The organism is Streptomyces sp. SirexAA-E (genome assembly GCF_000177195.2).
Taxonomy (GTDB): domain Bacteria; phylum Actinomycetota; class Actinomycetes; order Streptomycetales; family Streptomycetaceae; genus Streptomyces; species Streptomyces flavovirens.
Map to the genome: position 1 here is coordinate 1,762,965 of NC_015953.1, position 26,117 is coordinate 1,789,081.

Here is a 26,117-nt window from a genome sequence, read left to right on the forward strand (position 1 = left end):
GGGTGCGAGCCCGGTTACTTGATCATGTAGATCGTGGCGAACAGACCGATCCAGACGACATCGACGAAGTGCCAGTAGTAGGACACGACGATGGCGGCGGTGGCCTGTTCGTGGGTGAACCTCGAGGCCGCGTATGTCCTGCCCAGGACGAGCAGGAAGGCGATGAGACCGCCTGTCACATGCAGACCGTGGAAGCCCGTCGTCAGGTAGAACACCGAGCCGTAGGGGTCGGAGGACAGGGAGAGACCCGCCTCCTTGACCAGCTCGGTGTACTCGAGGACCTGGCCTCCGATGAAGATCGCACCCATCACGAACGTGATGATGAACCACGTCCGGAGCTTCTTCACATCGCCCCGCTCCGCGGCGAAAACGCCGAGCTGGCAGGTGAGAGAGGAAAGCACCAGGATCGTGGTGTTCGTCGCCGAGAACGGGAAGTTCAGATGGTGGGCCATCTCCTTCCAGTGATCGGGACCCATCACCGATCGCAGGGTGAAGTACATCGCGAAGAGGGCCGCGAAGAACATCAGCTCGGAACTCAACCAGATGATGGTTCCGACGCTGGTGAGGTTCGGTCGATTGACCGACGGGTGCGCGTGCCCGGTTTCTACTGTCGTTGCTGTCGCCACGACCGACATTATGTCGGTCGCTTATCCCGCCCTCACTCCGGGGGGTGCTGTTCGGTGTGTCAGTGGGGTGTGTCCTCACCGAACGGCCCATCGAAACGCTGTCATTACCGGTGCTGACAGGCTGTCCGCCGGAGTACGATCCGCCCATCGGTTCATGCCCCGAGAGCCCCGAAGACACAGATGTCACGGAGGAACAATGCAGCCGACCGCCACGGTCCTGGTCTACAGCGACGACGCCAACACCCGTGAGCAGGTGAGGCTGGCTGCCGGGCGCAGGCCCGCGGCGGACGTCCCGGAGGTGGAGTTCCTGGAGTGCGCCACCCTGCCGGCGGTCCTGAGCGCGCTGGACCGGGGAGGCGTCGACGTCTGCGTGCTGGACGGGGAGACGGCCCCGGTGGGCGGCATGGGCGTCTGCCGGCAGATCAAGGACGAGATCTTCGGCTGCCCGCCCGTGCTGCTGCTGATCGGCCGCCCGCAGGACTCCTGGCTGGCCACGTGGAGCCGCGCCGACGCCGCGGTGACCCATCCGGTCGACCCGGTCGACTTCGCGGACGCCCTGGCCGCCCTGCTGCGCCAGAGGCTGTCCGTAGGGGCCTGAGCGCCCCTCAGGGCCCCACGCGGCGCGGCCCGCCCCCAGGTGGTCACACCTGGGGCTGCAGCCGCGCCGCCTCCACGTCGGTGCCCTTGTCCGGGGTCCCGCCGCCGTGCAGCGCGCTGCCCTTCAGCCAGGCGTCCCAGGACAGGTTCCAGTCGCCGAAGCCGTTGTCGAACGGCGTCATGGTCTCGCCGTCGCTCCCGACGACCTTGACGATGTCGCCCTCGCGTACGGTCTCGAAGAACCACTCGGCGTCGGCGGTGCTCATCCCGGTGCAGCCGTGGCTGACGTTGGCGCTGCCCTGGGAGCCGGTCGACCAGGGCGCCGCGTGGACGTACTCACCGCTCCAGGTGACCCGGGTCGCCCAGTAGACCGGCAGGTCGTAGGACTCCGACGAGCCGGCGGCGATGCCGATGCTCTCCCCCCGCATCCGGACGAACTGCTCCTTGGCCAGCACGACCTTGACGCCGTTGCGCGTGTCGAAGCCCGGCTTGCCCGTGGTGACCGGCAGCGTGTTGATCACCTCACCGTTGCGCAGGACCGTCATGTGGTGCTCGGAGGCATCGGTGATGGCCTCTATGCGGTCGCCGGTCGTGAGCTTGAGCGGCTTGGCGGCGTCCCCGTACAGCGCGTTGGTGACCTTTATGCCCTTGAGGTTGCTGCGGACGTCGATGGTGGCGCCGGCGGGCCAGTACTCCTTCGGGCGGTAGTGCAGGGTCTTGGCGTCGACCCAGTACCAGGAACCGGTGACCGCGGGGGTGGAGCGGACCTGGAGCCCGCGCTCCACGGTGGCCCTGGAGGCCTTGTCGGTGACCGGGGCGCTGAGTTCCGCGGTGACGGGCTGTCCGACCCCGTAGGTGCCCGCCTGCGGGCCGAAGGAGACCTTCAGGAACTTCTTGGCCGAGGCCGTGCCGAAGGCGTACGTACGGCTGCCGGGGGCGCCGTCGCCGTTCTCGGTGGAGACCTTGACGGTGTACCGGGTGCCGGCCGCCAGCGAGGTGGTCGAGTGCCACCGCTTGCCGTTCGCGTCGAGCTCGCCCGCCAGGTGGCGGCCCTCGGTGTCGACGGCCGTCACGTCCGTGATGCGGGCGTCGTCAGCCTTGACGGTGACCTCTATCGGCTTGTCCGGGTCGGCCTTCTCCTTCTCGGAGGGGCCGTTGAACGAGATGTCCTCGGCGGCGTCGTAGGGCTTCAGGGACAGCTGGCGGCTGTCGGGCTCTCCACAGGCGGTCGCACCAGCGACCAGGGTCACGACCAGCAGAGTGCAGCTCACTACGGTGCGGATGCGCGGCGTGTGGTTCATGAACCCACGCTAAGAAGATTCATCCGATCCAGCGCGCTCAGTGACTGCAAACGGGGGCCCGGCCCGCTCGTTGCCGAGCGGGCCGGGCCCCCGTGCGGGTGGTGCGGTGCTGCTACTGGGTGCGGTTCTCACCGCGGTAGTACTCGAAGACCCAGCCGAAGAGGCCGATCAGGAGCAGCGGGGCCGCGAAGTAGGCCAGCCACCAGCCGAAGACGACGCCCATGAAGAGGAAGGCGCCACCGATGGCCAGCGAGAGCGGCTGCCAGCTGTGCGGGGAGAAGAACCCCACCTCGCCGGCCTCGTCCGCGACGTCGGCCTCCTTGTTGTCCTGGGCCATGGCGTCGACCCGGTTGGCCGTGAAGGCCAGGTAGAAGCCGATCATGATGGCCAGACCGAAGGACAGCACCAGTGCGGTGGTGCCCACCGGCTCCCGGGACCAGACGCCGTACGTGACGGCCATGATCAGGAGGAAGACGCTCAGCCAGATGAAGAGTTTGCCCTGGATCTTCACTTGCCGTCCTCCTTGCCGCCGACGAGGACCTTGTCACCCTCGGACAGGTGATCGAGCTGCTCGAGCGCCGCGATCTCCGGGTGGTGCAGGTCGAACGCCGGGGATTCCGAGCGGATGCGCGGCAGGCTGAGGAAGTTGTGCCGCGGGGGCGGGCAGGACGTCGCCCATTCGAGCGAACGGCCGTAGCCCCACGGGTCGTCGACCTCGATCTTCTTGCCGTACTTGGCGGTCTTCCAGACGTTGTACATGAACGGCAGCATCGACAGGCCGAGCACGAAGGACGAAATCGTCGAGATCGTGTTCAGCGCGGTGAAGCCGTCGGCGGCCAGGTAGTCCGCGTACCGGCGGGGCATGCCTTCGGCGCCCAGCCAGTGCTGTACGAGGAACGTGCCGTGGAAGCCCACGAACAGCGTCCAGAAGGTCATCTTGCCGAGCCGCTCGTCCAACATCTTGCCGGTGAACTTCGGCCACCAGAAGTGGAATCCGGCGAACATCGCGAAGACCACGGTGCCGAACACCACGTAGTGGAAGTGCGCCACGACGAAGTACGAGTCGGAGATGTGGAAGTCGAGCGGCGGCGAGGCCAGGATCACGCCGGTCAGACCACCGAAGGCGAAGGTGATCAGGAAGCCGACGGACCAGAGCATCGGTGTCTCGAAGGACAACGACCCCTTCCACATCGTGCCGATCCAGTTGAAGAACTTCACACCGGTCGGTACCGCGATCAGGAAGGTCATGAACGAGAAGAACGGTAGGAGTACCCCGCCCGTCACATACATGTGGTGCGCCCAGACGGTCACGGAAAGACCGGCGATGGCGATCGTCGCGCTGATGAGACCGATGTAACCGAACATCGGCTTCCGGCTGAAGACCGGAATGATCTCCGAGACGATTCCGAAGAATGGCAACGCGATGATGTACACCTCTGGATGTCCGAAGAACCAGAAGAGGTGTTGCCACAGCAATGCGCCACCGTTCGACGCATCGAAGATATGTGCGCCGAATTTACGGTCGACCTCCAGCGCGAAGAGCGCGGCGGCCAGCACCGGGAAGGCGAGCAGGACCAGGACACCGGTCAGCAGCACGTTCCAGGTGAAGATCGGCATGCGGAACATCGTCATGCCGGGGGCGCGCATGCAGATGATCGTGGTGATGAAGTTGACCGAGCCGAGGATCGTGCCGAAGCCGGAGAAGGCCAGACCCATGATCCACATGTCGGCGCCGACACCCGGCGAGCGGACGGCGTCCGACAGCGGGGAGTAGGCGAACCAGCCGAAGTCGGCCGCACCCTGCGGGGTGAGGAAGCCGGCCACCGCGATGAGCGAGCCGAAGAGGTACAGCCAGTAGGCGAACATGTTCAGCCGCGGGAACGCCACGTCGGGCGCGCCGATCTGGAGCGGCATGATCCAGTTCGCGAAACCGGAGAACAGCGGCGTCGCGAACATCAGCAGCATGATCGTGCCGTGCATCGTGAACGCCTGGTTGAACTGCTCGTTCGACATGATCTGCGTGCCCGGACGGGCCAGCTCGGCGCGCATGAAGAGCGCCAGGAGACCGCCGATGCAGAAGAACGCGAACGAGGTGACCAGGTAGAGCGTGCCGATCGTCTTGTGGTCAGTGGTGGTGAGCCACTTGATGACGACGCTCCCCGGCTGCTTGCGCCGTACCGGCAGCTCGTCCTCGAAAGAGTCGTCTGCTGCCGCGGCACCCTGGGATTCGTTGAGGATGCTCACAGTTTGTTCGTCTCCGCATTCCTGGCCGGGTCCGTCTGCTCGATGCCTGCCGGCACGTAGCCCGTCTGACCCTTCTCCGCCAGCTCCTTCAGGTGCTGCTGGTAACGCTCGGGGGAGACGATCTTGACGTTGAAGAGCATTCGGGAGTGGTCGACGCCGCAGAGCTCGGCGCACTTACCCATGTAGGTGCCCTCCTTCTTCGGAGTCACCTCGAAGGCGTTGGTGTGGCCCGGAATGACGTCCTGCTTCATGAGGAACGGCACCACCCAGAAGGAGTGGATGACGTCACGCGAAGTCAGGATGAAACGGACCTTCTCGCCCTTCGGCAGCCACAGGGTCGGACCCGGGTTGCCGTTCTGCGGGTTCCTCGTACCGGGGATGCCCACGTCGTAGACGCCGTTGGCGTTCGCGGGGAAGTCCTTGCGGTACTTGTCGGGGATGGCGTCGAGCTCCTTGGGGACCTCGCTGCCGGCGGAGGGCTCGCCCTCCACGTTCTCGATGTAGTTGAAGCCCCAGCTCCACTGGTAGCCGACCACGTTGACCGTGTGGGCGGGCTTGGGGCTGAGCTCGAGGAGCTTGGACTCATCGCGCGCGGTGAAGTAGAAGAGCACCGAGACGATGATGAGGGGGACCACTGTGTACAGCGCCTCGATAGGCATGTTGTACCTGGTCTGCCGAGGTACCTCCACCTTGGTCCTGCTACGCCGGTGGAAGATGACGCTCCACAGGATCAGCCCCCAGACGAGGACACCCGTGGCGAGCGCTGCCGCCCACGAGCCCTGCCAGAGGGAGAGGATCCGAGGGGCCTCTTCCGTTACCGGGGTGGGCATACCGAGGCGGGGAAAATCCTCCCAGTTGTATTCACAACCGGAGGCTGTCGCCAGGACCAGGCCCGCAGTCAGCACCTGCGGCAGCTTCCGCCGCATCGGGCGCCGCGACGAGCGGTCGGAGCCGTTGGGACTCACGTAGCGCCTTCCCGAGAGTCTCGCCCGCACGGTTCGGCGCGGCCGTCTCGCTTGGTCGGTCGCCGGCCCTGACGCGGGCAGGGGTTTGGATGTTTATGCGGACCAAACCCTACTGGACGCTATTTGGGGTCGCGCGGGGAGGGTGCCCAACGCGCCGCCCGTCACCCCGAAGGGGTGGAATCCGGGCCTCGGGCCGTCATCTGACGGCCCCTCTCCCCCCGGGCGGCGCGGCCCGCGCCCGGACGGCGCCCCGCCGCGGGCTAGCGTGGCGGCGTGTCCTACTTCGATGCCGCCTCCTCCGCGCCCCTGCATCCCGTCGCACGCCAGGCGTTGCTTGCCTCCCTGGACGAGGGCTGGGCCGACCCGGCCCGGCTGTACCGCGAGGGGCGGCGGGCCGGAATGCTCCTGGACGCCGCGCGGGAGGCCGCGGCGGAGGCCGTCGGGTGCCGGCCGGACGAGCTCGTCTTCACCTCGTCGGGGACGCGGGCCGTCCACTCGGCCGTTTCCGGGGCTCTTTCCGGCCGTCGGCGTGTCGGACGTCATCTGGTGCTCTCGGCGGTCGAACACTCCTCGGTCCTGCACGCGGCCGCGGCGCTGGAGGCGGACGGCGGGTCCTTCACCGAGGTGCCCGTGGAGCGGACCGGGGCGGTGGACCCGTCGGAGTTCGGCCGGGCGCTGCGGGCGGACACCGCGCTGGCCTGCCTCCAGTCCGCCAACCACGAGGTCGGCACCGAGCAGCCGGTGGCGCGGGCCGCGGAGCTCTGCGCCGCCGCGGGCGTCCCCCTCCTGGTGGACGCCGCGCAGTCGCTGGGCTGGGGTCCCGTACCGGGCGGCTGGTCGCTGCTGACCGCCAGCGCCCACAAGTGGGGCGGGCCGGCCGGTGTCGGTCTGCTCGCGGTGCGCAAGGGAGTCCGGTTCGCCCCCCAAGGCCCGGCCGACGAGCGGGAGTCGGGACGGGCACCCGGTTTCGAGAACATCCCGGCGATCGTCGCGGCGGCGGCCTCGCTGCGCGCGGTACGCGCCGAGGCCGAGGCCGAGGCCGCACGGCTGCGCGTCCTGGTGGACCGGGTCCGCACCGAGGTGCCCCGGCTGGTGCCCGATGTGGAGGTGGTGGGTGACCCGGCGCGCAGGCTGCCGCATCTGGTCACCTTCTCGTGTCTCTATGTCGACGGAGAGACCCTGCTCCATGAACTGGATCGGGCCGATTTTTCCGTTTCGTCCGGTTCTTCCTGTACGAGCAGCACGCTGACGCTCAGTCACGTCCTCAAGGCGATGGGCGTGCTCACCGAGGGGAACGTCCGCGTGTCGCTGCCGGCCGGCACCACCGGGGCCGAGGTCGACCGCTTCCTGGAGGTCCTGCCGGGCGTGGTGGCGGAGGTGCGGGACCGGCTCGGCGCGCCCGCCGCCACGGCCCCCTCCCCCGCCCCGCGCGCCTCGCTCGTCGTCGACTCCCTGGGCAGGCGCTGCCCGATCCCGGTGATCGAACTCGCAAAGGTGATCGGAGAGGTACCCGTCGGCTCCACGGTGACGGTCCTCGCCGACGACGAGGCCGCCCGCCTCGACATCCCCGCGTGGTGCGAGATGCGTGAGCAGGAGTACGTGGGCGAGGAGCCGGCGGACCGGGGCACGGCCTATGTGGTCCGCCGGCTGACGTGAGACCGGGCCGGTCCCGGGGGCGGGCCGGTCCCGGACGGGGCGGGCCGGTCTCAGGAGAGGTGGACCCGGACCTCGTTGGCCGCCTCGTCGCCGTACGCCTTGGTGAAGCGGTCCATGAAGTGGGTGCGGCGCAGGGTGTACTCCTGGGTGCCGACCGTCTCGATGACCAGGGTCGCGAGCATGCAGCCGACCTGCGCGGCACGCTCCAGGCCGACGCCCCAGGCCAGACCCGAGAGGAACCCGGCACGGAAGGCGTCGCCGACGCCGGTGGGGTCGGCCTTGCGCTCCTCCTCGGCGCAGCCGACCTCGATCGGGTCCTGGCCGGCACGCTCGATACGGACGCCGCGGGCGCCGAGGGTGGTGACCCGGTGGCCGACCTTGGAGAGGATCTCCTCGTCGCTCCAGCCGGTCTTGGACTCGATGAGCCCCTTCTCGTACTCGTTGGAGAAGAGGTAGGTGGCACCGTCGAGGAGGGTGCGGATCTCCTCGCCGTCCATCCGCGCGATCTGCTGCGAGAAGTCCGCCGCGAACGGGATGGACCGGGCGCGGCACTCCTCGGTGTGGCGGAGCATCGCCTCGGGGTCGTCGGCGCCGATGGAGACGAGGTCGATGCCTCCGACGCGCTCGGCGACGCTCTGCAGCTCGATGAGCCGGGCCTCGCTCATCGCACCCGTGTAGAAGGAGCCGATCTGGTTGTGATCGGCGTCCGTGGTGCAGACGAAGCGCGCGGTGTGCAGGACCTCGGAGATCCGGACCGAGTCCGTGTCGACGCCGTGCCGGTCGAGCCAGGCGCGGTAGTCGTCGAAGTCGGCCCCGGCGGCGCCGACCAGGATCGGGCGGGTGCCGAGGATGCCCATACCGAAGGCGATGTTGGCGCCGACGCCGCCGCGGCGTACGTCGAGGTTGTCGACCAGGAAGGAGAGCGAGACCGTGTGCAGCTGGTCCGCGACGAGCTGGTCGGTGAACCTGCCGGGGAAGGTCATCAGATGGTCGGTGGCGATGGAGCCGGTGACTGCAATGCGCACGGGAAGGCTGCTCCTGCGGAAGGCGAAGGGACCGCGGGAACGAACCCTCCGGGACGGCGTGACAGTTCACGCTACCCGGTGGGGCCCGCCGGCCACCCGGTGCCGCCACCCGAAGGGAAAAGGGAAAACTACCCGATAGTAGGGCTTTCTGCCCGACCATGGTCGTGCGTACGGTGCGGTTATGCCGAACGACATCGCTCCGCGTGAGTCCGAGATGAGCCTGGCCGAGCTTCGTGGTGACTGCGCGCGTATGGCGCCGCACTGGGTCGCCGCCACGAAGACCGTCACGAAGGCCGCCGCCGTGCCGTCGCGGCCGTCCCTGATCCACGGGGTCACGGTCCCGCCCTCCTCGGCCCGGCTCGTCGACGCCATGCCGGAGTACGGGGACTGACCCGGCCCCCGCGGTGGAACCGCACGCTCCCGCGCCCCGTCCCATCGCCGTCCCCGCCGGGGACGGCGATACGCGAGTGACGGCCTTGCACGAAGGAGCGATCCGGTGAGCACCGAGCAACCCGAGAAGGACGTGACCGGCCCGCGACGGCGGCGTTCCCCGCTGGCGGTGGTCTCGGTGGCGGCGGCGGTCCTGCTGGCGGGGGGCGGCGCCGCGTACTGGGCGTCCACGCCTCAGGGCCGGGCCGCACCCGCCTCCGACGGGACCGCGCCTCCCCCGCTCGCGCTCGGCCTCCCGGCCGAGGACCCGGCGGCGCCCGCGCCGGGCATCGCCGTGGGCGAGCCGGACCCGAACGACGGCCGGACCGTCTACCGCGCGGCGGGCGAACTGCCGAAGGGACCGGCCGAGGCCGCCGTGCACCGGGCGACGGGTGCGGTGACGGCCGAGGACGTGACGCGTCTGGCCTCGGCCCTCGGACTGCCGGGCACCCCGAGGACCGAGGGGGCCGCGTGGACGGTGGGTGTCGACGGTGACGGGTCCGGGCCGTTCCTGCGGGTGACCAAGCAGGCGCCGGGCGCCTGGACCTTCGCACGGTACGGCTCGGGCGGCCCGGACGCCTGCGAGTCGGCGTCCGCCTGCGCCAAGCCCTCCTCGAAGGCCGGATCCGGCTCCGGTGCACCGGTGGACGACCCGGTGAGCGAGAAGGCCGCCCGGACCGCGGCCGCCCCGGTGCTCAAGGCCGTGGGTCAGGACGGCGCGGCGCTCGACACGCGCCAGCTGATGGGTTCCGTACGCGTCGTGAACGCCGACCCGGTGGTGGGAGGGCTGCCGACGTACGGCTGGTCGACGGGGATCCAGGTGGGACCCGGCGGCGAGATCGTCGGTGGCAGTGGGCACCTGAAGTCCCTGGCGAAGGGCGACAGCTATCCGCTGGTCGGCGCCCGGGCGGCACTGGACCGGCTGAACGCGGAGAGCCGGCCGGGCGCGAAGCCCGGCATCGGCGGCTGCGCCACCTCCGTACCGCTGGAGGACGACGCCTCCTCGGCCGCGGTCGACTGCGCCTCACGGAGCGGTTCGCCGCGGACGGCCACGATGACGGTCGAGAAGGCGGTGCTGGGGTTGTCCGCCCGGTACGCCGACGGCGAGCAGTTGCTCGTCCCCTCGTGGCTCTTCTCGGTACGGCCGGACGACGGCGGAGCCGCGTACACGGCGGTCCGGATCGCGGTGGACCCGGCGTTCCTGACCGAGGAGGGCGCCCGCCCGACGGACGGGACCGGCTCCGGCACGGGGGACACGACCACCGGGGAGCGCCGGATCCTCTCGTACGGTGCGGACGGCCGGACCCTGGACGTGACGTTCTGGGGCGGGGCGTGCAGCACGTACGAGGTCCATGCCACGGAGGACGGCTCGACGGTCCGGGTGACGGTCGGCGAGTCGAACCCGGACCCCGGCAAGGCCTGTGTCCTGATCGCCGAGGAGCTGACCCGGACGGTGACGCTGGACGCGCCGCTGGGTGACCGGAAGGTGGTCGACGCGGGGTCCGGCGCCACCGTGCCGCGTACCTGACGGCGGCCCGTCCCCTCGTCCGCACACGACAGCGGCGGCGCTTCCCGGCCGGGAGGCGCCGCCGCTGTCGTAGGCAGGTCAGCTGAAGGAGTCGCCGCAGGCGCAGGAACCGGTGGCGTTCGGGTTGTCGATCGTGAAGCCCTGCTTCTCGATGGTGTCCACGAAGTCGACCGAGGCGCCGCCCAGGTACGGAGCGCTCATCCGGTCGGTGACGACCTTGACGCCGCCGAAGTCCTTCACGACGTCCCCGTCGAGCGAGCGCTCGTCGAAGAAGAGCTGGTAGCGCAGGCCGGAGCAGCCTCCGGGCTGGACGGCGACGCGCAGCGCGAGGTCGTCCCGGCCCTCCTGCTCCAGCAGGGCCTTGACCTTGGCTGCGGCGGCGTCGGACAGGAGGATGCCGTCGCTCACGGTGGTGGTCTCGTCCGATACGGACATCTGCTTCTCTCCCGGGTTGTACGGACTGCTTGCCGACGGTGCAAACCGTCAGGGCCGCGGATTCATTCCGCGCCACGCGCGTATCTCTCCCCCTCATGCTCGCACACCACCCCTGCCGGGGGATGCGTCACATCGACGCTATCGGCATCGTCAAGCCGGTGTGCAGCGGGTTATGATAGATAACGTCAATTAGACGAAAACTCGTCAGCAGAAAAGAAAGGGTGCGTGTCGTGACCACCGCCCAGCCCCTGGACGTCCAGCCGACCCCTCTCGCCCTTCTGCTCCTCGGCCGTGACGCCGACCCGCGCAGCGAGCGCGGCGTCGAGTGCCCCGGTGACCTTCCCTCCCCGTCCGACCCGGACCTGGTGGAACGTGCCCGTGCCGCGAAGGAGAAGCTCGGGGACAAGGTGTTCGTGCTCGGCCACCACTACCAGCGCGACGAGGTCATCCAGTTCGCCGACGTCACCGGCGACTCCTTCAAGCTCGCCCGGGACGCGGCGGCACGGCCCGAGGCGGAGTACATCGTCTTCTGCGGCGTGCACTTCATGGCCGAGTCGGCGGACATCCTGACGGGTGACGACCAGAAGGTCGTGCTCCCCGACCTGGCGGCGGGCTGCTCGATGGCGGACATGGCCACCGCCGAACAGGTCGCCGAGTGCTGGGACGTGCTGACCGACGCGGGCGTCGCGGACCAGGTGGTGCCCGTCTCGTACATGAACTCCTCCGCCGACATCAAGGCCTTCACCGGTCGGCACGGCGGCACGATCTGCACCTCGTCCAACGCGGAGCGGGCCCTGGAGTGGGCCTTCGAGCAGGGCGAGAAGGTGCTGTTCCTGCCCGACCAGCATCTGGGGCGGAACACCGCCGTGCGCGACATGGGGATGTCGCTGGAGGACTGCGTCCTCTACAACCCGCACAAGCCGAACGGCGGTCTGAGCGCCGAGGAGCTGCGGAACGCGAAGATGATCCTGTGGCGCGGGCACTGCTCGGTGCACGGCCGCTTCTCCGTGGAGTCCGTGAACGACGTCCGCGAGCGCATCCCGGGTGTCAACGTGCTGGTGCACCCGGAGTGCAGGCACGAGGTCGTGGCGGCCGCGGACCACGTGGGTTCGACCGAGTACATCATCAAGGCCCTGGAGGCGGCCCCGGCCGGCTCGAAGTGGGCGATCGGTACGGAACTCAACCTGGTGCGCCGGCTGGCGAACCGTTTCGCCGCTGAGGACAAGGAGATCGTCTTCCTCGACAAGACGGTCTGCTTCTGCTCGACGATGAACCGCATCGACCTGCCGCACCTGGTGTGGACGCTGGAGTCGCTGGCCGAGGGCAACCTGGTCAACCGGATCCAGGTGGACCCGGAGACCGAGAAGTACGCGAAGCTGGCGCTGGAACGGATGCTGGCGCTGCCGTAAGGCGCGCACACGCTCCGAGGACACGCACGGGGAAGGCCCCGACGCCGTGGTGCGGCGTCGGGGCCTTCCCCGTGCGGTGGGACGGCCCGTCAGGCCTTCGCGGGCTCCGGCTCGTCGGAGGTGGCTTCCTCCGGTGCCCCCGGGGCCGCCTCGCCGGACCGCGCCGCGCGCTTGGCCGCCTTCCCCTCGGCGCGCCGCTCCTTGCGGAGCTCGACCATCGCGTAGAGCGTCGGCACCAGGAGCAGGGTCAGCAGCGTCGAGGAGATCAGACCGCCGATCACCACGACCGCCAGCGGCTGCGAGATGAAGCCTCCCTCGCCCGTGACGCCGAGTGCCATCGGCAGCAGGGCGAAGATCGTGGCCAGGGCCGTCATCAGGATCGGGCGCAGACGGTGGCGGCCGCCCTCCAGGACCGCCTCGACGACGCCCATGCCCTGCGCCCGGTACTGGTTGATGAGGTCGATCAGCACGATGGCGTTGGTCACCACGATGCCGATCAGCATCAGCATGCCGATCATCGCCGGGACGCCCATCGGGGTGCCGGTGACGATGAGGAGGCCGAGCGCACCCGTCGCGGCGAACGGGATGGAGACCAGCAGGATCAGCGGCTGGATCAGCGACCGGAAGGTGGCGACCAGCAGCATGAACACGATCGCGATGGCCGCCAGCATGGCGAGGCCCAGCTTGACGAAGGCGTCGTCCTGGTCCTGCGTGACACCGCCGATGGTCGCGGTGGCGCCCTCCGGGAGGTCCAGGGCGTCGATCTTCGTCTGGAGCGAGGCGCTCACCGCCCCGGTGTTGTCACCGGTCGGCTTGGCGGTGACCGTCGCCGCGCGCTGTCCGTCGATCCGGGTCATCGAGACCGGGCCGGGGACGAGCTCCACGTCGGCGATCTGCCCGAGCTTCACCGGCCCGAGGGGCAGGTTCTCCAGCTCGGCCATGGTGGTGGCGGGGTGCGAGGACTTGACGACGACGTCGCGCTCGGTGTCGTCCATGACCGCCTTGCCGGACGGGGTGCCGCGCACCGCACCGGCCACGACCGCGCCGAGGGTGGTCTGGTCGAAGCCCGCGTCCGCGGCCTTGTCGTTGGCCTTGACGGAGATCCGCGGGACGCTCTGCGCCAGGTCGCTCTGGACGTCGGTGACGTCCTTGAGCGTCGCGACCTCCTTGCGCACCATCTCGGACGCCTTCTTCAGGACGTCGCCGTCGGCGGCCTTGACGACCACGCTCAGGTCCTGGCTGCCGAAGCCGTCCCCGGCCGCGATCGTCGTGTCGCCGATGCCGTCGAGCTCGCCGAGGGCCTCGTCGATCCGCTTCTCGGTGGCCTCGTAGTCGGCGGAGTCCTTGAGGGTGATCTGGTACGAGGCCTGGTTGGCGCCCGTACCGCCGCCGAAGGCCGCCATGAAGCCGGACGAGCCCACGGTGACCTGGTAGTCCTCGACGCCCTCGTCGGCGGTGAGGACCTTCTCGACCTTCTTCGCGGCCTCGTCGGCCGCCTCCAGGCTGGTGCCGGGGGTCAGCTCCTGCTTGACGGAGAGGACCTCCTGCTCGCCCGCGTCGAAGAAGTTGGTCTTCAGCAGGGGAGCCATGCCGAACGTGCCGAACAGCACCACGAAGGCGATGACGATGCTGGTGACACGGCGCCGGGTGGCGAAGCGCAGGACCGGGACGTAGATCCGCTGGAGCCGGCTCGCGGCTTCCTTCTCCTCGGCCTTGCGGCGGGCCTCCGCCGGATTCTCCTCGGTGCCCTCGGGGGCGCGCAGGAACCAGTACGAGAGGACCGGTACGACGGTGAGGGAGACCAGCAGGGAGGCCAGCAGGGCCGCCGTGACGGTCAGGGAGAACGAACCGAAGAGCTGGCCGACCATGCCACCGACCAGGCCGATGGGCAGGAAGACCGCGACGGTGGTGAGCGTGGACGAGGTGACCGCGCCGGCCACCTCCTCGACGGCGGTGATGATCGCCGACCGGCGCTCCTCCCCGTAGCCGAGGTGCCGCTTGATGTTCTCCAGGACCACGATCGAGTCGTCGACGACACGGCCGATGGCGATGGTCAGCGCCCCGAGCGTCAGCATGTTCAGCGACAGGTCGCGGGTCCACAGCACGAGCAGCGCGAGGACCACGGAGAGCGGGATGGAGACCGCGGTGACCAGCGTGGAGCGGATCGACGCGAGGAAGACCAGGATCACGACGACCGCGAAGACCAGGCCGAGCGCGCCCTCGGTGGTCAGGCCGGAGATCGCCTTGGAGACCGCGGGGCCCTGGTCCGAGACGACGGTCAGCTCGGCGCCGGCGCCGAGGTCCTTGCGCAGGTCCGGCAGCAGGTCCTGGACGGCGTCCGAGATGGCGACGGCGCTGCCGTCCTTGTCCATCGTCGCCACGACCGCGAGGCTGGGCCTGCCGTTCGTCCGGGTGATGGAGACCGCCGTGGCGGGCTCCTGCTTCACCGTGGCGACGTCCCCGACGCGGACCGGCTTCGCGGGCGTGCCGGGAGCCCCGCCCCCCGCGGAGACCTTGAGGTCCTCGATCTGCCGGAGCGAGGTGAAGGAACCGCCGACCTGGACGGTGCGGCTCTTGCCCGCCTCGGAGAAGGAGCCGGCCGGGACGGTGGCGCCACCGGCCTGCAGGGCCTGGGCCAGCGACGCGGCGTTCAGTCCGGCCGCGGCGAGCTTCCCGTCGTCCGGGACGACGGAGATCTGGAGGTCCCGCACACCGTCGACCGAGACCTGGCCGACGCCGTCGATGTCCTCGATCGCCGGGACGACCGTGCGGTCCAGCTGGTCGGCGAGCGCCTGCTGGTCCTTGTCGGAGGTGACGGCGAGGACGACGGTCGGGATGTCGTCCGTCGATCCGGCGACGACCTGCGGGTCGACGTCCGTGGGCAGTTGGGCCCGCGCGCGGTTCACGGCCTGCTGGATGTCGGCGACGAGCTGCTTGGTGCCCTCGTCGCCGAAGTCGAAGGTCGCCATGACGACGGCGTTGCCCTCGCCGGCGGTCGAGGTGATGCCCTCGACGCCGTCGACGGCCTTGATGGCGTTCTCGAGGGGCTCGACGACCTGCTTCTCGACCACATCGGGGGACGCACCCTGGTAGGGGGCCAGCACCGACACCATCGGGAGCTCGATGGTGGGCAGCAGCTGCTGTTTGAGCTGCGGGATCGCTATGGCTCCGAAGACGAGCGCGACGATCGACATGAGGCCGATCAGCGCCCGTTGCGCGAGGCTGAATCTGGACAGCCAGGACATGGGTGGGTCTCTCTTCTGTGGCGTTACGCGGCAGGTGGGCGGCTGTTCGAAGGTCAGGGACACAGCCCGCCCATCTACACGATGACGGCTCCCGCCGACGGAATCGTCGGCCCCCGGGTTGCTTTCTCACCCCGCGCATACCGCAGCTGGAGTACGCCCGCTCTCCACCCTCTACTCCACCCGCGGACGCACCAGCCCCGACTCGTAGGCGATGACGACCAGTTGGGCCCGGTCCCGGGCGCCGAGCTTCGCCATGGCCCGGTTCACATGCGTCTTGACGGTGAGGGGGCTGACGGCCAGCCGTTCGGCGATCTGGTCGTTGGAGTGCCCGCCCGCGACCAGGACGAGTACCTCCCGCTCGCGTCCGGTGAGCGCGTCGAGCAGCTCGGAGTAGGCGGTGGACCGGCCCAGGTCCCCGTCGGCGTCGGGGGCCTGGGCGAGGAAGGTGGCGATGAGGCCCTTGGTCGCGGCCGGGGAGAGCAGGGCCTCACCGGCCGCGGCGATCCGGATGGCGTTCAGCAGCTCGTCCGGTTCCGCGCCCTTGCCGAGGAAGCCCGCCGCGCCCGCGCGCAGCGCCTGGACGACGTACTCGTCCACCTCGAAGGTGGTGAGCATGACGATCCGTACGCCGGCCAGCTCCGGGTCCGCGCTGATCGTCCGGGTCGCGGTGAGCCCGTCGGTGCCGGGCATCCTGATGTCCATGAGGACCACGTCGACCCCGGTGGAGCGGGCCAGCTCGACGGCCTCCGCACCGTCCGCCGCCTCACCGACGACCCGCATGTCGGGCTCCGAGTCGACCAGCACCCGGAACGCGCTGCGCAGCAGTGCCTGGTCGTCGGCGAGCAGCACCTTGATCGGCGTCACGCGCGTCCCCCCGTCCTGTCCGCCGGGCCCGGCATCTCCGGCTCACCCGTGCGGGACGTGAGGGGCAGGATCGCATGCACGCGGAAGCCGCCGCCGTACCGGGGGGCCGCGGTGAGGGTGCCGCCGAGCGCGACGACGCGTTCGCGCATGCCGACGAGGCCGTGGCCGCCGCCGTCGGCACGTCGTGCCCCGGGGACGGTGCCGGGAGCCGCCGCGGTGGCCCCCGTGCCGTCGTCGAGGACGGTGACCTCCACGGTCGGCCCGACCCGCAGGACGCTCACCTCGGCCTTCGCGCCGGGGCCCGCGTGCTTGCGGACGTTGGTCAGGGCCTCCTGGACGACCCGGTAGGCCGCCAGGTCCACGGCGGCCGGGAATCCGTCGCGGTCGGTGCACGCCACCTCCACGGGAAGACCCGCGTTGCGGAAGGTGTCGAGCAGATCGCCGAGGACGGCCAGGCCGGGTGCCGGTTCGGTGGGCGCCGCCGGATCGCCGGACTGGCGCAGCAGTCCCACGGTGGACCTGAGCTCGTTGAGCGCGGAACGGCCGGCCTCGCGCACGTGGGCGAGCGCCTCCTTGGCCAGGTCCGGCCGCCGGTCCATGACGTGGGCGGCGACTCCGGCCTGCACGTTGACCAGGGCGATGTGGTGGGCCACCACGTCGTGCAGGTCGCGGGCGATCCGCAGCCGCTCCTCTGCGACGCGGCGGCGGGCCTCCTCCTCCCGGGTCCGCTCCGCGCGCTCGGCCCGCTCCCTGATCGCGTCGATGAAGGCGCGCCTGCTGCGAACGGCGTCCCCGGTGGCGCCCGCCAGGCCGGTCCAGGCCAGGACTCCGACGTTCTCCTGGCTGTACCAGGGGGACGAGCCGGCGACCATCGCGGCCGCGGTCAGCACGAGCATGGTCAGCAGGCCGACCCGCCAGGTGGTGGGCCGGTCGGTGCGGGACGCCACGGTGAACAGGGCGACGACCGCGGTCATCACCACCGGGGCGGGCGGGTCCGCCAGCAGGAACTCGGCCGCGGCGAGCAGACCGGTCACGGCGAGCACCGCCATGGGCCGGCGCCGCCGCTGGACGAGGGCCGCGGCGCCGAGCACCATCAGCAGCACGCCGGAGGGGGCGGGGGCACGGACGCCGAAGGTCGGCCCGTGGCCCTGGGTCGGCTCGGCGAACGACGCGCACAGCATGCAGACGAGCACGGCCGCGGCGAGCGCCCCGTCGAACGCGAGGGGGTGGCCGCGCAGCCAGCGGCGGCCTCGCACGAGCCCGGTTCCGAGGGTGGTCACGTCGAGCAACGGTACGGCGTGCCGCACCCGGAGCGGACCCCGTTCCGACACCACCGTGCCCCGCGCCGGTGGGACCGGGGCGGGGCACGGTGGGGAGTGTGGAGGGGAGCGTTCGCTCAGCCGGGGATCAGCCCGTCGTCGGTGAGCATGGCGCTGACCTCTTCGAGAGTGGCGTCAGGGGCCGGCAGGATCAGCTCGGACGGCTCCAGGGAGTCGTCGGGCAGCGGGGTGCCGAGCTCGCGGACCTTGTCCAGGAGCGCGTGGAGCGTGGCCCGGAAACCGGGCCCGTCGCCGTTCTGCATCTCGGTGAGCAGGTCGTCGTCGAGCTTGTTCAGCTCCGCGACATGGCTGTCGGCCAGCTCGACCTGGCCCTCCCCCATGACCCGTACGATCATGACGCCGCCCTCACTGCTTGTCGAACTTGTGCGGGGACTGCTGCGACTGCGGTGCCGCGTCCTGCGCGCCGCCTTCGATGGCCTGCTGCTGCCCGGAGGAACCCCCGGCCAGCTCGGCCTTCATGCGCTGCAGCTCCAGTTCTACATCGGAACCGCCCGAGATGCGGTCCAGCTCGGCCGCGATGTCGTCCTTGGCCGTCCCCGACGGGTCGTCGAGGGCGCCCGAGGCGAGCAGCTCGTCGATGGCTCCGGCACGGGCCTGGAGCTGCTGTGTCTTGTCCTCGGCACGCTGGATCGCGAGGCCGACGTCGCCCATCTCCTCGGAGATGCCGGAGAAGGCCTCCCCGATCCGGGTCTGCGCCTGGGCCGCGGTGTAGGTGGCCTTGATCGTCTCCTTCTTCGTACGGAAGGCGTCGACCTTGGCCTGGAGCCGCTGGGCCGCGAGGGTGAGCTTCTCCTCCTCGCCCTGCAGCGTCTGGTGCTGCGTCTCCAGGTCGGTGACCTGCTGCTGGAGGGCGGCGCGCCGGGACAGCGCCTCGCGGGCCAGGTCCTCGCGACCGAGCGCGAGCGCCTTGCGGCCCTGGTCCTCCAGCTTGCTCGACTGGCCCTGCAGCTGGTTGAGCTGCAGCTCCAGCCTCTTGCGCGAGGTCGCCACATCGGCGACGCCGCGGCGTACCTTCTGGAGCAGCTCCAGCTGCTTCTGGTACGAGTAATCGAGGGTCTCGCGCGGATCCTCGGCCCGGTCAAGGGCCTTGTTTGCCTTCGCGCGGAAGATCATTCCCATACGCTTCATGACACCGCTCATGGGCTTCGCGCGCCCCCTTCTGACGGACTGAGCTCCAGCACTCCAACAGAACCCACAGTACGGGCCCTGCCTCTATTACCGCACTGTTCGGGCGCGGATGTGGTCCTACCCAAGGACGACTGCCGCCGGTGACCGCTCCCGCCCAGGGAGTAGAAAACCCCCAGGGAGAGCGTCGGCATCGTCCGTTCTGCCCCTGTCGGGACACTTATCAGGACGTCCGCCGTTGCCGGATCGTTCCCGCCCGGTCCTTGGCTGCCCGGGACGACCCCGTACCCTTGGGCTTTGTGTTCCGTAGCCGTTCCAAGGAAGAGAAGGCCCCCACCGGCAAGGTGACGGCGGACCTCTCCAAGCAGCCCCGCGACCCGCAGGCACCCAAGGGTCGCCCCACCCCCAAGCGAAGTGAGGCCCAGACACAGCGCCGGCGGGCCTCCAGCGGCACGCCGCTGGACCGCAAGGCCGCCATGAAGCGCCAGCGGGAGGCACGCCGTGCCGACCTGGCCAGGCAGCGCGAGGCCCTCGCCTCGGGCGACGAGCGCTATCTGCCGGTGCGCGACAAGGGGCCCGTGCGGCGCTTCGTCCGCGACTACGTGGACTCGCGCTTCTGCATCGCGGAGTACTTCCTTCCGCTCGCGGTGATCATCCTGGTGCTCAGCGTGATCCAGATCCGCAACATCCAGAACATCTCGCTGCTGCTCTGGCTCGGCGTGATCGTGCTCATCGTGGTCGACTCCATCGGCCTCGGCTTCCGGCTGAAGCGTCAGCTGGCCCAGCGCTTCCCGGACCTGCCCAAGCGCGGCGCGGTGGCGTACGGCCTGATGCGCACGCTCCAGATGCGTCGGCTGCGGCTGCCGAAGCCGCAGGTCAAGCGGGGAGAACGCCCCTGAGCACGGAGGCCTCCGGCTTCACCGGGGTCTCGTCCCGGTGGCTGGAGGGACTCGGTGGTCTGCGCAACGTCGTACGCCAGGAGCTGGTGGCGCGGCAGCTGGACGAGCAGATAGCCGCGCGCTTCCCCGTGGGGCGGCGGCTGCGGGTGCTCGACGTCGGCATGGGCCAGGGCACCCAGGCGCTGCGGCTGGCCCGGGCCGGGCACTCGGTGACCGGCCTGGAGTCGGACGACGCGATGCTCCAGGTCGCCCGGGACGCCCTCACGGGGGAGCCCGAGGGCATCCGTGAGCGGATGCGGATCATCCAGGGCGACGGCCGCGACACCGGGGTGCACTTCCTGCCGGGCAGCTTCGACGTGGTGCTCTGCCACGGCGTACTGATGTACGTCCCCGAGCCGGACCCGATGCTGGCGGGCCTGGCCCGGATGCTGGCGCCCGGCGGCCTGCTGTCGCTGCTCGTGCGGAACGCGGACGCGCTGGCGATGCGGCCCGGCACCGCGGGGGACTTCGGGGGCGCGCTGGCGGCGTTCGACTCCGACGTCTACACCAACCGGCTCGGCCTGGAGGTACGGGCGGACCGGCTCGGCGTGCTGACGGCCACCCTCGCCGGAATCGCCGCACCGCTGCACACCTGGTACGGCGTGCGGGTCTTCACGGACAACGTGGACAACGGCGCGGAGCTGCCGGACGCCAGGGAGCTGGAGCGGATACTGACCCTGGAGGACCGGGCCGGCCGGACCGACCCGTACCGCCAGGTGGCCGCGCTGCTGCACCTGTGCGGCGTACGCGGCTGAGGCATCCCGGGCCGTACGCCTGATCGGCCCAGCAGCGCAGGGTGCGGCGCGCGGCCGGTGGCGATACTCCCGGCATGGACACCTCCCCCCGCCGCTGCCGGGTACGCCGTTCGTTCCTGTCCCTGACCGCCGGTGCCTGCGTCCTCGCCCTGGCGGGCGGCTGCGCGGCCGGTGCCGAGCCACCGCCGTCCGGTTCACCGGTACGGGAGGCGGCCGCGGTCCGCGCCACCGACGAGCTGCAGGACCGGTACCAGGCGGTCATCAAGGACGTGCTGCCCTCGGTGGTGCAGGTCGGCGCCTCGGACAGCCTCGGGTCCGGCATCGTCTACGACGACAAGGGCCACATCGTCACCAACGCCCATGTGGTGGGTGACGAGAAGGAGTTCGACGTCAGCGTCGCCACCGGTGAGAAGGACCTGAAGGCGTCCCTGGTCTCCTCCTACCCGGAGCAGGACCTGGCGGTCATCAAGCTCGACCGCGTCCCGGGCGGACTGCGGGCCGCGAAGTTCGGCGACGCCGACAAGGTCGAGATGGGCCAGATCGTACTGGCCATGGGCTCGCCGCTCGGTCTGTCCAGCAGCGTCACCCAGGGCATCGTCTCCGCGCTCGGCCGGACGGTCAGCGAGAGCAGCGCGGGCGGCGGCACCGGGGCCACGCTCGCCGACATGGTGCAGACCTCGGCCGCGATCAACCCGGGCAACAGCGGCGGGGCGCTGGTGAACCTGGACAGCCAGGTGATCGGCATCCCGACCCTCGCGGCGACGGACCCGCAGCTCGGCGACAGCGCGGCGCCGGGGATCGGGTTCGCGATCCCGGTCTCCACGGTGCGGACGGTCGCCGACCAGATCATCGAGTCCGGCCACGTCACCGACTCGGGCCGGGCGGGGCTGAACATCACGGGCCGCACGGTCGTCGACGACGACTACCGGCCGGCCGGTGTGGCGATCGTGAGCGTGTCGAAGGGCGGGGCGGCGGCGAAGGCCGGTCTGCGCGCCGGGGACATCATCACCCGGATCGGTGACACCCCGGTCACCACGATCACGTCCCTCTCGGAGGCCCTGGCGGGCGACAAGCCCGGCCGGAAGGTCAGGCTGACGTACACCCGGGGCGAGGAGAAGAAGACGGCCGAGGTCACGCTGGGCGAGATCTGAGTCCGCCGGGACCGCCCCCGGGGCGGTCCCGGCGGCCGTCGGCTATTCGCCCTGGAGACTCATCGGGCCGTAGATCTTCGTCGAGTCCTCGAAGAGCGTCACCTGGTCCGCACCGCCCTCCAGGAGCTCCTTCCAGAACTCACCGACCCAGGACTCCGCGTCGCCCTGGGTGGTGAATTCCTCCGGCTGCAGGGCCGGCTCCGTCTCCGTACCGTCGGACTTCTCGAACCGCCACGTCCACGCCATGTCCGCCTCCTGGGTCGCGTTGCTTCCCGAAGCCTAGTGGTTGCGGGCCCCCCTCGGGCGGGGTCCTGACCTCAGGGGGACGCATGATCCGGACACGGGGCCCGGGGTGCCCGGCCCGGGCGCGCAGACGGGGCGCGGACACGGGAGGATCAGGAGCGTGGAACTGACTCTGCTCGGCACCGGAGCCCCCGAAGGGCTGCCGCGGCCCGACTGCCCCTGCGCCGTCTGCGCGTCGGCCCGCGGCACGGGGGCGCGCGCCGCGACGGCGCTGCTCGTCGATGACGCGCTGCTGCTCGACCTCACCCCGGGTGCCGTGTTCGCCGCCGCCCGCGCGGGCCGTTCGGTCGCCGGCGTACGCCAGGTGCTGCTGACCCACCCGCACGACGGCCCCGCCATGGAGCAACCCGCCTCGCTGCCCCCGGCCGGGCGGGTGCCGGACGGCCAGGAGCTGACCCTCATCAGCGGCCACCGGGTCCGGGCGGTGGCCATGGACGCCCCGGGCACCGGCTACGAGGTGACCTCGCCGACGGGCGAGCGGCTGCTCTACCTGCCTCCGGGCGGTGCTCCGGCCGGTCTGCCCGACCGGGCGGCGGAACCCTACGACATGGTCGTCCTCGATGTGATCGGGCGGCCCGACGCCGTGGCGAGACTGCGGGCCGTGGACGCGGTCACGGCCGCCACCGAGGTGATCGCCGTGCATCTGGACCATGACGCGCCCCCCGCACGGGAACTGGACCGACGGCTGGCGGCGGGCGGGGCCCGGGCCGTGCCGGACGGGACGACGCTGCCGGTGGGCGACTACGACGCGATGCCCGCGAGGCCCCGGCGCACGCTGGTGACGGGCGGGGCCCGGTCCGGGAAGTCGCTGGAGGCCGAACGGCGCCTGGAGACGTTCCCGGAGGTGGTGTACGTGGCCACCGGCGGCCGGCGGGACGGCGACGCGGAGTGGGCCGACCGGATCGGACTGCACCGGGAGCGCAGGCCGGCCGCGTGGCGTACCGAGGAGACGTGCGAGCTGGTGGAGCTGCTGGAGTCGGACGGCCCGCCGCTGCTGATCGACTGCCTGTCGCTGTGGCTGACGGACGCGATGGACCGGGTGGACGCCTGGGACGAGGCACTCTGGGCCGACGGCGGCCGTGACAGGCTGCGGATCCGGGTCGCCGATCTGGTCCGTGCGGTGCGCGGGACGCGTCGCACGGTCGTGGCGGTGACCAACGAGGTCGGTTCGGGGGTGGTGCCGGCCACTCCGGGCGGGCGGCGCTTCCGGGACGAACTGGGCCGTCTGAACGCCGCGTTCGCCGCCGAGTGCGAGCACGTGCTGCTGGTGGTGGCCGGGCAGGCGCTGGTGCTGCGGGGCTGAGCGCGGGCGGGCACGAGGCCCCGGGAGCGGGGAGGGCCGACGGGTACTGTTTCCGCACAGGAGCCCGCCGCCGGGCTCCGGCCCACCCTGTGACGACCCGCGAGGCAGACCCCCGTGAATCTGGACGACTTCTCCGACCTGATCGAACGCCCCGACGGAAGCGTGCGCCGCGATGCCGAGGAACGCCGGGAGCGGCTGCTCGTGCCGCCCGGTGCCCTCGGCCGCCTCGACGAGCTGGGTGAATGGCTGTCGGCCGCCCAGCAGTCGGTCCCGGTCAAGCCGGTGGACCGGCCCCGTGTGGTGCTGTTCGCCGGTGATCACGGGGTGGCGGAGCTGGACGTGTCCGGCCGGGCGGCCGGCAGCACGCACCAGCTCGTCCGGGCGGTCCTGGACGGTTCGAGCCCGGTCGCGGTGCTGGCCCGGCGGTTCTCCGTGCCGGTGCGGGTCGTCGACGCCGGTCTGGACTGCGATCCGGAGCTGCTCCCCGAGTCCGTCGTACGCCACCGGGTGCGGCGGGGCAGTGGCCGCATCGACGTCGAGGACGCGCTGACGGTCGAGGAGGCCGAGCAGGCCGTGCGGCTCGGCATGCGGATCGCGGACGAGGAGGCCGACTCGGGCACCGACCTGGTGGTCCTGGGCGATCTGAGCGTCGGCGGTACGACGGCGGCCTCGACGCTGATCGCGGCGCTGTGCGGTACGGACGCCTCGGTGGTCACCGGGCGCGGCGGCGCGGGCATCGACGACCTGGCGTGGATGCGCAAGTGTGCCGCGGTCCGGGACGCGCTGCGCCGGGCCCGGCCGGTGCTCGGTGACCTGCTGGAGCTGCTGGCCACGGTGGGCGGCGCGGATCTGGCGGCGACGACCGGATTCCTGCTGCAGAGCGCGGTGCGGCGGATGCCGGTGGTGCTGGACGGTGTGGTCTCGGCGGCCTGCGCGCTGGTGGCCCAGCGGGCGGCCTTCCGGGCTCCGGACTGGTGGCTGGCGGGCCAGGTGAGCGGGGAGCCGGCGCAGGCCAAGGCGCTGGACCGGATGGCGCTGACCCCGCTGCTGGATCACGGGCTGACCGTGGGTGAGGGCAGCGGGGCGCTGCTGGCGCTGCCGTTGGTGCAGGCCGCGGCGGCGCTGGCCGCGGAGCTTCCGGAGCGCGGCCAGGAGGCGGGGCCCAGGGAGGAGAAGGCGGAGTCGGAGGAGTCGGAGTCGGAGGAGGCCACCGCCTGAGCCGGTCAGGGCTCCGGGGGCGGTCCCGGGAGCGGTGTCCGGTCCGGCGCCCCGCCGATCAGGTCCTGGAACCGGCGGCGGGGGCCCGCCCAGCGCACGTCGTGGTGATAGGCCCTCAGAAGTGCCCGGGCGCGGGCCCGGTGGCGGTTGTGGTAGAGGCGCCGGGCCCAGGGTGAGGCGGGCCGGGCCAGCCGGACGGCGGCGATGAACGCGATGAGCGGCACCAGGGTGCCGATCACCGCCATCCGGGCCTTGCCCTTGAACAGGGCGATCAGGACGAAGCCGAAGTTGCCGCCGTAGGTCAGGACGACGCCCAGCCGGTCCTGCTGTTCGTCGCCGCTCAGTTCGTCCACGCCGAGCGGTGAGAAGCCGGCGAGGACGAGGAGGACGAGGAGGACGAGTGAGGCGGTGAGGACCACCACCTCGACGCTCTGGCGGCCCTCCTCGGTCCAGTACACGTCGTCGAGGTGGAGGATCAGGGCGAACTCGTCCAGGACCAGGCCCGCCCCGACGCCGAAGACGACCGCGCAGATCCCGGCCGCCATCCCCTGCCGGCCGCTCGCGACCGCGCCGAAACCGCCGACGACCGAGAGCACGACACCGGGCACGACGTGGTGGATGTGCACCCCGCCGGGGGTGATGTCGCGGAAGGGCCCTTTGCCGGCCCGGATCATCCGGGTGACGAAACGCGTGACGGCGAAGGTCAGGACGAAGGCGCTCAGGGCGAGGAGCAGCGGGAGCTTGCCCGGTTCGACGATGTTCTGGTGCAGCCAGTGACCCATCCCACCCGCTCCCGAAGATCCCGCTGTACGGCTTTTGCCGCTTTCCGCCCAATCTAGCCCCGGGCCGCACCGGCTAGCCTGCGCGCGGTGACCTCCCTGAACAGCCACGGCGTCCGTTTCGCCTTCGGCACCCTGACCGTGATCCCCGTCCGCGTCTCCCGCTGGGACCGCGAGGCCGCGCGGGCCGGCATGCTCTGCGCGCCGCTCGCCGGGCTCGCGGTGGGGCTGCTCGCGGCGGTGCCCGGGGCGCTGCTGCTGCTCGCCGGGGCCGGCCCGCTGCTCGCGGCCGTCGCGTCCGTCGCGCTGCCCGCCGCCCTGACCCGGGGGCTGCATCTGGACGGCCTGGCGGACACCGCGGACGGACTGGGCAGCGGCAAACCGGCCGAGGACGCGCTGCGGATCATGAAGCAGTCCGACATCGGCCCGTTCGGCGTGATCACCCTGCTGTTCGTGCTGCTGGCGCAGGTCGCGGCCCTCTTCGAGCTGTACGGCCGGGGCTGGGCGCACGGCGCGGCGGGGGCGGTGGCCGCCGCCGTGGTGGCCCGCCTCGCGCTCACGCTGGCCTCCCGCCACGACGTCCCGCCCGCCCGGCCGGAAGGGCTCGGGGCCGCGGTGGCCGGGACCGTCCCGCCCGGCGCGGCGGCGGCCGTCGCCGCCCTGGTGGTCGCGGGCTGCGCGGCGGCGGGCACGGTGGCGGGCGGGTACGGGCCGGCGCGGTACGCCCTCGCCGCCCTCGCTGGCCTGGCGGCGGCACAGCTGCTGCTGCGTCACTGCGTCCGGCGCTTCGGCGGGGTCACCGGCGATGTGTTCGGGGCACTGGAGGAGACGGCGGCCACGGCGGTGCTGGTGGTGCTGGTCCTGGGCGGATGACTCGGGAG

General features: G+C 71.1%; 25 protein-coding genes. 11 read left to right on the forward strand and 14 right to left on the reverse strand.

Features of this window, described 5'->3' with window-relative positions:
• Positions 1 to 14 precede the first annotated feature (14 nt).
• Positions 15 to 635 carry a heme-copper oxidase subunit III gene (locus SACTE_RS07770; protein WP_014045480.1) on the reverse strand — a complete coding sequence of 207 codons (621 nt, stop codon included), beginning with the start codon at positions 633 to 635 and terminating at the stop codon, positions 15 to 17.
• 187 nt (positions 636 to 822) lie between these two features.
• On the opposite strand from SACTE_RS07770, the gene SACTE_RS07775 reads away from it, so the two are divergent.
• The gene (locus SACTE_RS07775) at positions 823 to 1,224 is read left to right on the forward strand and encodes a hypothetical protein (RefSeq protein WP_014045481.1); all 402 of its coding nucleotides are present in this window, start codon (positions 823 to 825) and stop codon (positions 1,222 to 1,224) included.
• Positions 1,225 to 1,267: 43 nt separating this feature from the next.
• Here the strand turns inward: SACTE_RS07775 and SACTE_RS07780 are convergent, their stop codons facing one another.
• From SACTE_RS07780 to coxB, 4 genes are all read right to left on the reverse strand, one after another.
• Positions 1,268 to 2,524: an Ig-like domain-containing protein gene (locus tag SACTE_RS07780; RefSeq protein ID WP_014045482.1), complete on the reverse strand. Its 1,257-nt coding sequence runs from the start codon at positions 2,522 to 2,524 to the stop codon at positions 1,268 to 1,270.
• A gap of 112 nt (positions 2,525 to 2,636) precedes the next feature.
• Entirely contained in the window at positions 2,637 to 3,035 is a 399-nt protein-coding gene (locus SACTE_RS07785) for a cytochrome c oxidase subunit 4 (protein WP_014045483.1), read from the reverse strand.
• A complete protein-coding gene (gene ctaD / locus SACTE_RS07790; protein WP_014045484.1) occupies positions 3,032 to 4,768 on the reverse strand; it encodes a cytochrome c oxidase subunit I in 1,737 nt (578 codons plus the stop codon). The genes SACTE_RS07785 and ctaD overlap by 4 nt, the downstream gene beginning before the upstream one ends.
• Entirely contained in the window at positions 4,765 to 5,733 is a 969-nt protein-coding gene (coxB, locus tag SACTE_RS07795) for a cytochrome c oxidase subunit II (RefSeq protein WP_014045485.1), read from the reverse strand. The genes ctaD and coxB overlap by 4 nt, the downstream gene beginning before the upstream one ends.
• A gap of 273 nt (positions 5,734 to 6,006) precedes the next feature.
• Here coxB and SACTE_RS07800 point away from each other — a divergent pair, with 273 nt between their 5' ends.
• Positions 6,007 to 7,389 carry a cysteine desulfurase/sulfurtransferase TusA family protein gene (locus tag SACTE_RS07800; protein ID WP_014045486.1) on the forward strand — a complete coding sequence of 461 codons (1,383 nt, stop codon included), beginning with the start codon at positions 6,007 to 6,009 and terminating at the stop codon, positions 7,387 to 7,389.
• Positions 7,390 to 7,439: 50 nt separating this feature from the next.
• On the opposite strand, the gene SACTE_RS07805 is transcribed toward SACTE_RS07800, so the two are convergent.
• Positions 7,440 to 8,414 (reverse strand): carbohydrate kinase family protein, encoded by a 975-nt coding sequence (locus tag SACTE_RS07805; RefSeq protein WP_014045487.1) that lies wholly within the window; start codon positions 8,412 to 8,414, stop codon positions 7,440 to 7,442.
• 181 nt (positions 8,415 to 8,595) lie between these two features.
• Between SACTE_RS07805 and SACTE_RS07810 the strand changes: the two genes are divergently transcribed.
• On the forward strand, positions 8,596 to 8,805 hold the full coding sequence (locus SACTE_RS07810) for a hypothetical protein (protein WP_014045488.1): 210 nt from the start codon (positions 8,596 to 8,598) through the stop codon (positions 8,803 to 8,805).
• Between the two features lie 105 nt (positions 8,806 to 8,910).
• The gene (locus SACTE_RS07815) at positions 8,911 to 10,371 is read left to right on the forward strand and encodes a hypothetical protein (RefSeq protein WP_014045489.1); all 1,461 of its coding nucleotides are present in this window, start codon (positions 8,911 to 8,913) and stop codon (positions 10,369 to 10,371) included.
• Between the two features lie 78 nt (positions 10,372 to 10,449).
• Here SACTE_RS07815 and SACTE_RS07820 read toward each other — a convergent pair whose 3' ends face one another.
• A complete protein-coding gene (locus tag SACTE_RS07820) occupies positions 10,450 to 10,806 on the reverse strand; it encodes an iron-sulfur cluster assembly accessory protein (RefSeq protein WP_014045490.1) in 357 nt (118 codons plus the stop codon).
• Positions 10,807 to 11,036: 230 nt separating this feature from the next.
• Here SACTE_RS07820 and nadA point away from each other — a divergent pair, with 230 nt between their 5' ends.
• Positions 11,037 to 12,215 carry a quinolinate synthase NadA gene (gene nadA, locus SACTE_RS07825; RefSeq protein ID WP_014045491.1) on the forward strand — a complete coding sequence of 393 codons (1,179 nt, stop codon included), beginning with the start codon at positions 11,037 to 11,039 and terminating at the stop codon, positions 12,213 to 12,215.
• A gap of 89 nt (positions 12,216 to 12,304) precedes the next feature.
• Here nadA and SACTE_RS07830 read toward each other — a convergent pair whose 3' ends face one another.
• The 5 genes from SACTE_RS07830 to SACTE_RS07850 all read right to left on the reverse strand — a co-directional run bounded on the left by SACTE_RS07830 (position 12,305) and on the right by SACTE_RS07850 (position 18,792).
• Positions 12,305 to 15,460 (reverse strand): efflux RND transporter permease subunit, encoded by a 3,156-nt coding sequence (locus tag SACTE_RS07830; protein WP_014045492.1) that lies wholly within the window; start codon positions 15,458 to 15,460, stop codon positions 12,305 to 12,307.
• A gap of 171 nt (positions 15,461 to 15,631) precedes the next feature.
• Entirely contained in the window at positions 15,632 to 16,324 is a 693-nt protein-coding gene (locus tag SACTE_RS07835) for a response regulator transcription factor (protein WP_014045493.1), read from the reverse strand.
• Positions 16,321 to 17,604: a histidine kinase gene (locus SACTE_RS07840; protein ID WP_026359015.1), complete on the reverse strand. Its 1,284-nt coding sequence runs from the start codon at positions 17,602 to 17,604 to the stop codon at positions 16,321 to 16,323. The genes SACTE_RS07835 and SACTE_RS07840 overlap by 4 nt, the downstream gene beginning before the upstream one ends.
• A gap of 116 nt (positions 17,605 to 17,720) precedes the next feature.
• A complete protein-coding gene (locus tag SACTE_RS07845) occupies positions 17,721 to 17,999 on the reverse strand; it encodes a hypothetical protein (protein WP_014045495.1) in 279 nt (92 codons plus the stop codon).
• Between the two features lie 10 nt (positions 18,000 to 18,009).
• Positions 18,010 to 18,792, reverse strand: coding sequence for a PspA/IM30 family protein (locus tag SACTE_RS07850; protein ID WP_014045496.1), 783 nt, complete (start codon positions 18,790 to 18,792; stop codon positions 18,010 to 18,012).
• A 296-nt stretch (positions 18,793 to 19,088) separates the two neighbouring features.
• Between SACTE_RS07850 and SACTE_RS07855 the strand changes: the two genes are divergently transcribed.
• From SACTE_RS07855 to SACTE_RS07865, 3 genes are all read left to right on the forward strand, one after another.
• Complete coding sequence (locus SACTE_RS07855; protein ID WP_014045497.1) at positions 19,089 to 19,688, forward strand: DUF3043 domain-containing protein; 600 nt, start codon at positions 19,089 to 19,091, stop codon at positions 19,686 to 19,688.
• Positions 19,689 to 19,774: 86 nt separating this feature from the next.
• Positions 19,775 to 20,482 carry a methyltransferase domain-containing protein gene (locus SACTE_RS07860; RefSeq protein WP_014045498.1) on the forward strand — a complete coding sequence of 236 codons (708 nt, stop codon included), beginning with the start codon at positions 19,775 to 19,777 and terminating at the stop codon, positions 20,480 to 20,482.
• A gap of 74 nt (positions 20,483 to 20,556) precedes the next feature.
• On the forward strand, positions 20,557 to 21,633 hold the full coding sequence (locus SACTE_RS07865) for a trypsin-like peptidase domain-containing protein (protein WP_014045499.1): 1,077 nt from the start codon (positions 20,557 to 20,559) through the stop codon (positions 21,631 to 21,633).
• Between the two features lie 42 nt (positions 21,634 to 21,675).
• Here SACTE_RS07865 and SACTE_RS07870 read toward each other — a convergent pair whose 3' ends face one another.
• Complete coding sequence (locus SACTE_RS07870) at positions 21,676 to 21,879, reverse strand: hypothetical protein (protein ID WP_014045500.1); 204 nt, start codon at positions 21,877 to 21,879, stop codon at positions 21,676 to 21,678.
• A 157-nt stretch (positions 21,880 to 22,036) separates the two neighbouring features.
• Between SACTE_RS07870 and SACTE_RS07875 the strand changes: the two genes are divergently transcribed.
• Both SACTE_RS07875 and cobT read left to right on the forward strand, forming a co-directional pair.
• Complete coding sequence (locus tag SACTE_RS07875; protein WP_014045501.1) at positions 22,037 to 23,239, forward strand: bifunctional adenosylcobinamide kinase/adenosylcobinamide-phosphate guanylyltransferase; 1,203 nt, start codon at positions 22,037 to 22,039, stop codon at positions 23,237 to 23,239.
• Between the two features lie 114 nt (positions 23,240 to 23,353).
• Positions 23,354 to 24,457 (forward strand): nicotinate-nucleotide--dimethylbenzimidazole phosphoribosyltransferase, encoded by a 1,104-nt coding sequence (gene cobT / locus SACTE_RS07880; protein ID WP_014045502.1) that lies wholly within the window; start codon positions 23,354 to 23,356, stop codon positions 24,455 to 24,457.
• A gap of 5 nt (positions 24,458 to 24,462) precedes the next feature.
• Here the strand turns inward: cobT and SACTE_RS07885 are convergent, their stop codons facing one another.
• Entirely contained in the window at positions 24,463 to 25,239 is a 777-nt protein-coding gene (locus tag SACTE_RS07885) for a hypothetical protein (protein ID WP_014045503.1), read from the reverse strand.
• Positions 25,240 to 25,326: 87 nt separating this feature from the next.
• On the opposite strand from SACTE_RS07885, the gene SACTE_RS07890 reads away from it, so the two are divergent.
• Positions 25,327 to 26,109 (forward strand): adenosylcobinamide-GDP ribazoletransferase, encoded by a 783-nt coding sequence (locus SACTE_RS07890; protein WP_014045504.1) that lies wholly within the window; start codon positions 25,327 to 25,329, stop codon positions 26,107 to 26,109.
• The last annotated feature ends 8 nt before the right edge of the window (positions 26,110 to 26,117 follow it).

What these genes read in the sequence shown, in the direction of transcription:
- SACTE_RS07830 (WP_014045492.1), bottom strand. Translation starts at nt 15,460, where the DNA reads ATGTCCTGGCTGTCCAGATTCAGCCTCGCGCAACGGGCGCTGATCGGC.
- SACTE_RS07770 (WP_014045480.1), bottom strand. Translation starts at nt 635, where the DNA reads ATGTCGGTCGTGGCGACAGCAACGACAGTAGAAACCGGGCACGCGCAC.
- SACTE_RS07885 (WP_014045503.1), bottom strand. Translation starts at nt 25,239, where the DNA reads ATGGGTCACTGGCTGCACCAGAACATCGTCGAACCGGGCAAGCTCCCG.
- SACTE_RS07810 (WP_014045488.1), top strand. Translation starts at nt 8,596, where the DNA reads ATGCCGAACGACATCGCTCCGCGTGAGTCCGAGATGAGCCTGGCCGAG.
- SACTE_RS07775 (WP_014045481.1), top strand. Translation starts at nt 823, where the DNA reads ATGCAGCCGACCGCCACGGTCCTGGTCTACAGCGACGACGCCAACACC.
- SACTE_RS07780 (WP_014045482.1), bottom strand. Translation starts at nt 2,524, where the DNA reads ATGAACCACACGCCGCGCATCCGCACCGTAGTGAGCTGCACTCTGCTG.
- SACTE_RS07865 (WP_014045499.1), top strand. Translation starts at nt 20,557, where the DNA reads ATGGACACCTCCCCCCGCCGCTGCCGGGTACGCCGTTCGTTCCTGTCC.
- SACTE_RS07845 (WP_014045495.1), bottom strand. Translation starts at nt 17,999, where the DNA reads ATGATCGTACGGGTCATGGGGGAGGGCCAGGTCGAGCTGGCCGACAGC.
- SACTE_RS07870 (WP_014045500.1), bottom strand. Translation starts at nt 21,879, where the DNA reads ATGGCGTGGACGTGGCGGTTCGAGAAGTCCGACGGTACGGAGACGGAG.
- SACTE_RS07850 (WP_014045496.1), bottom strand. Translation starts at nt 18,792, where the DNA reads ATGAAGCGTATGGGAATGATCTTCCGCGCGAAGGCAAACAAGGCCCTT.
- SACTE_RS07820 (WP_014045490.1), bottom strand. Translation starts at nt 10,806, where the DNA reads ATGTCCGTATCGGACGAGACCACCACCGTGAGCGACGGCATCCTCCTG.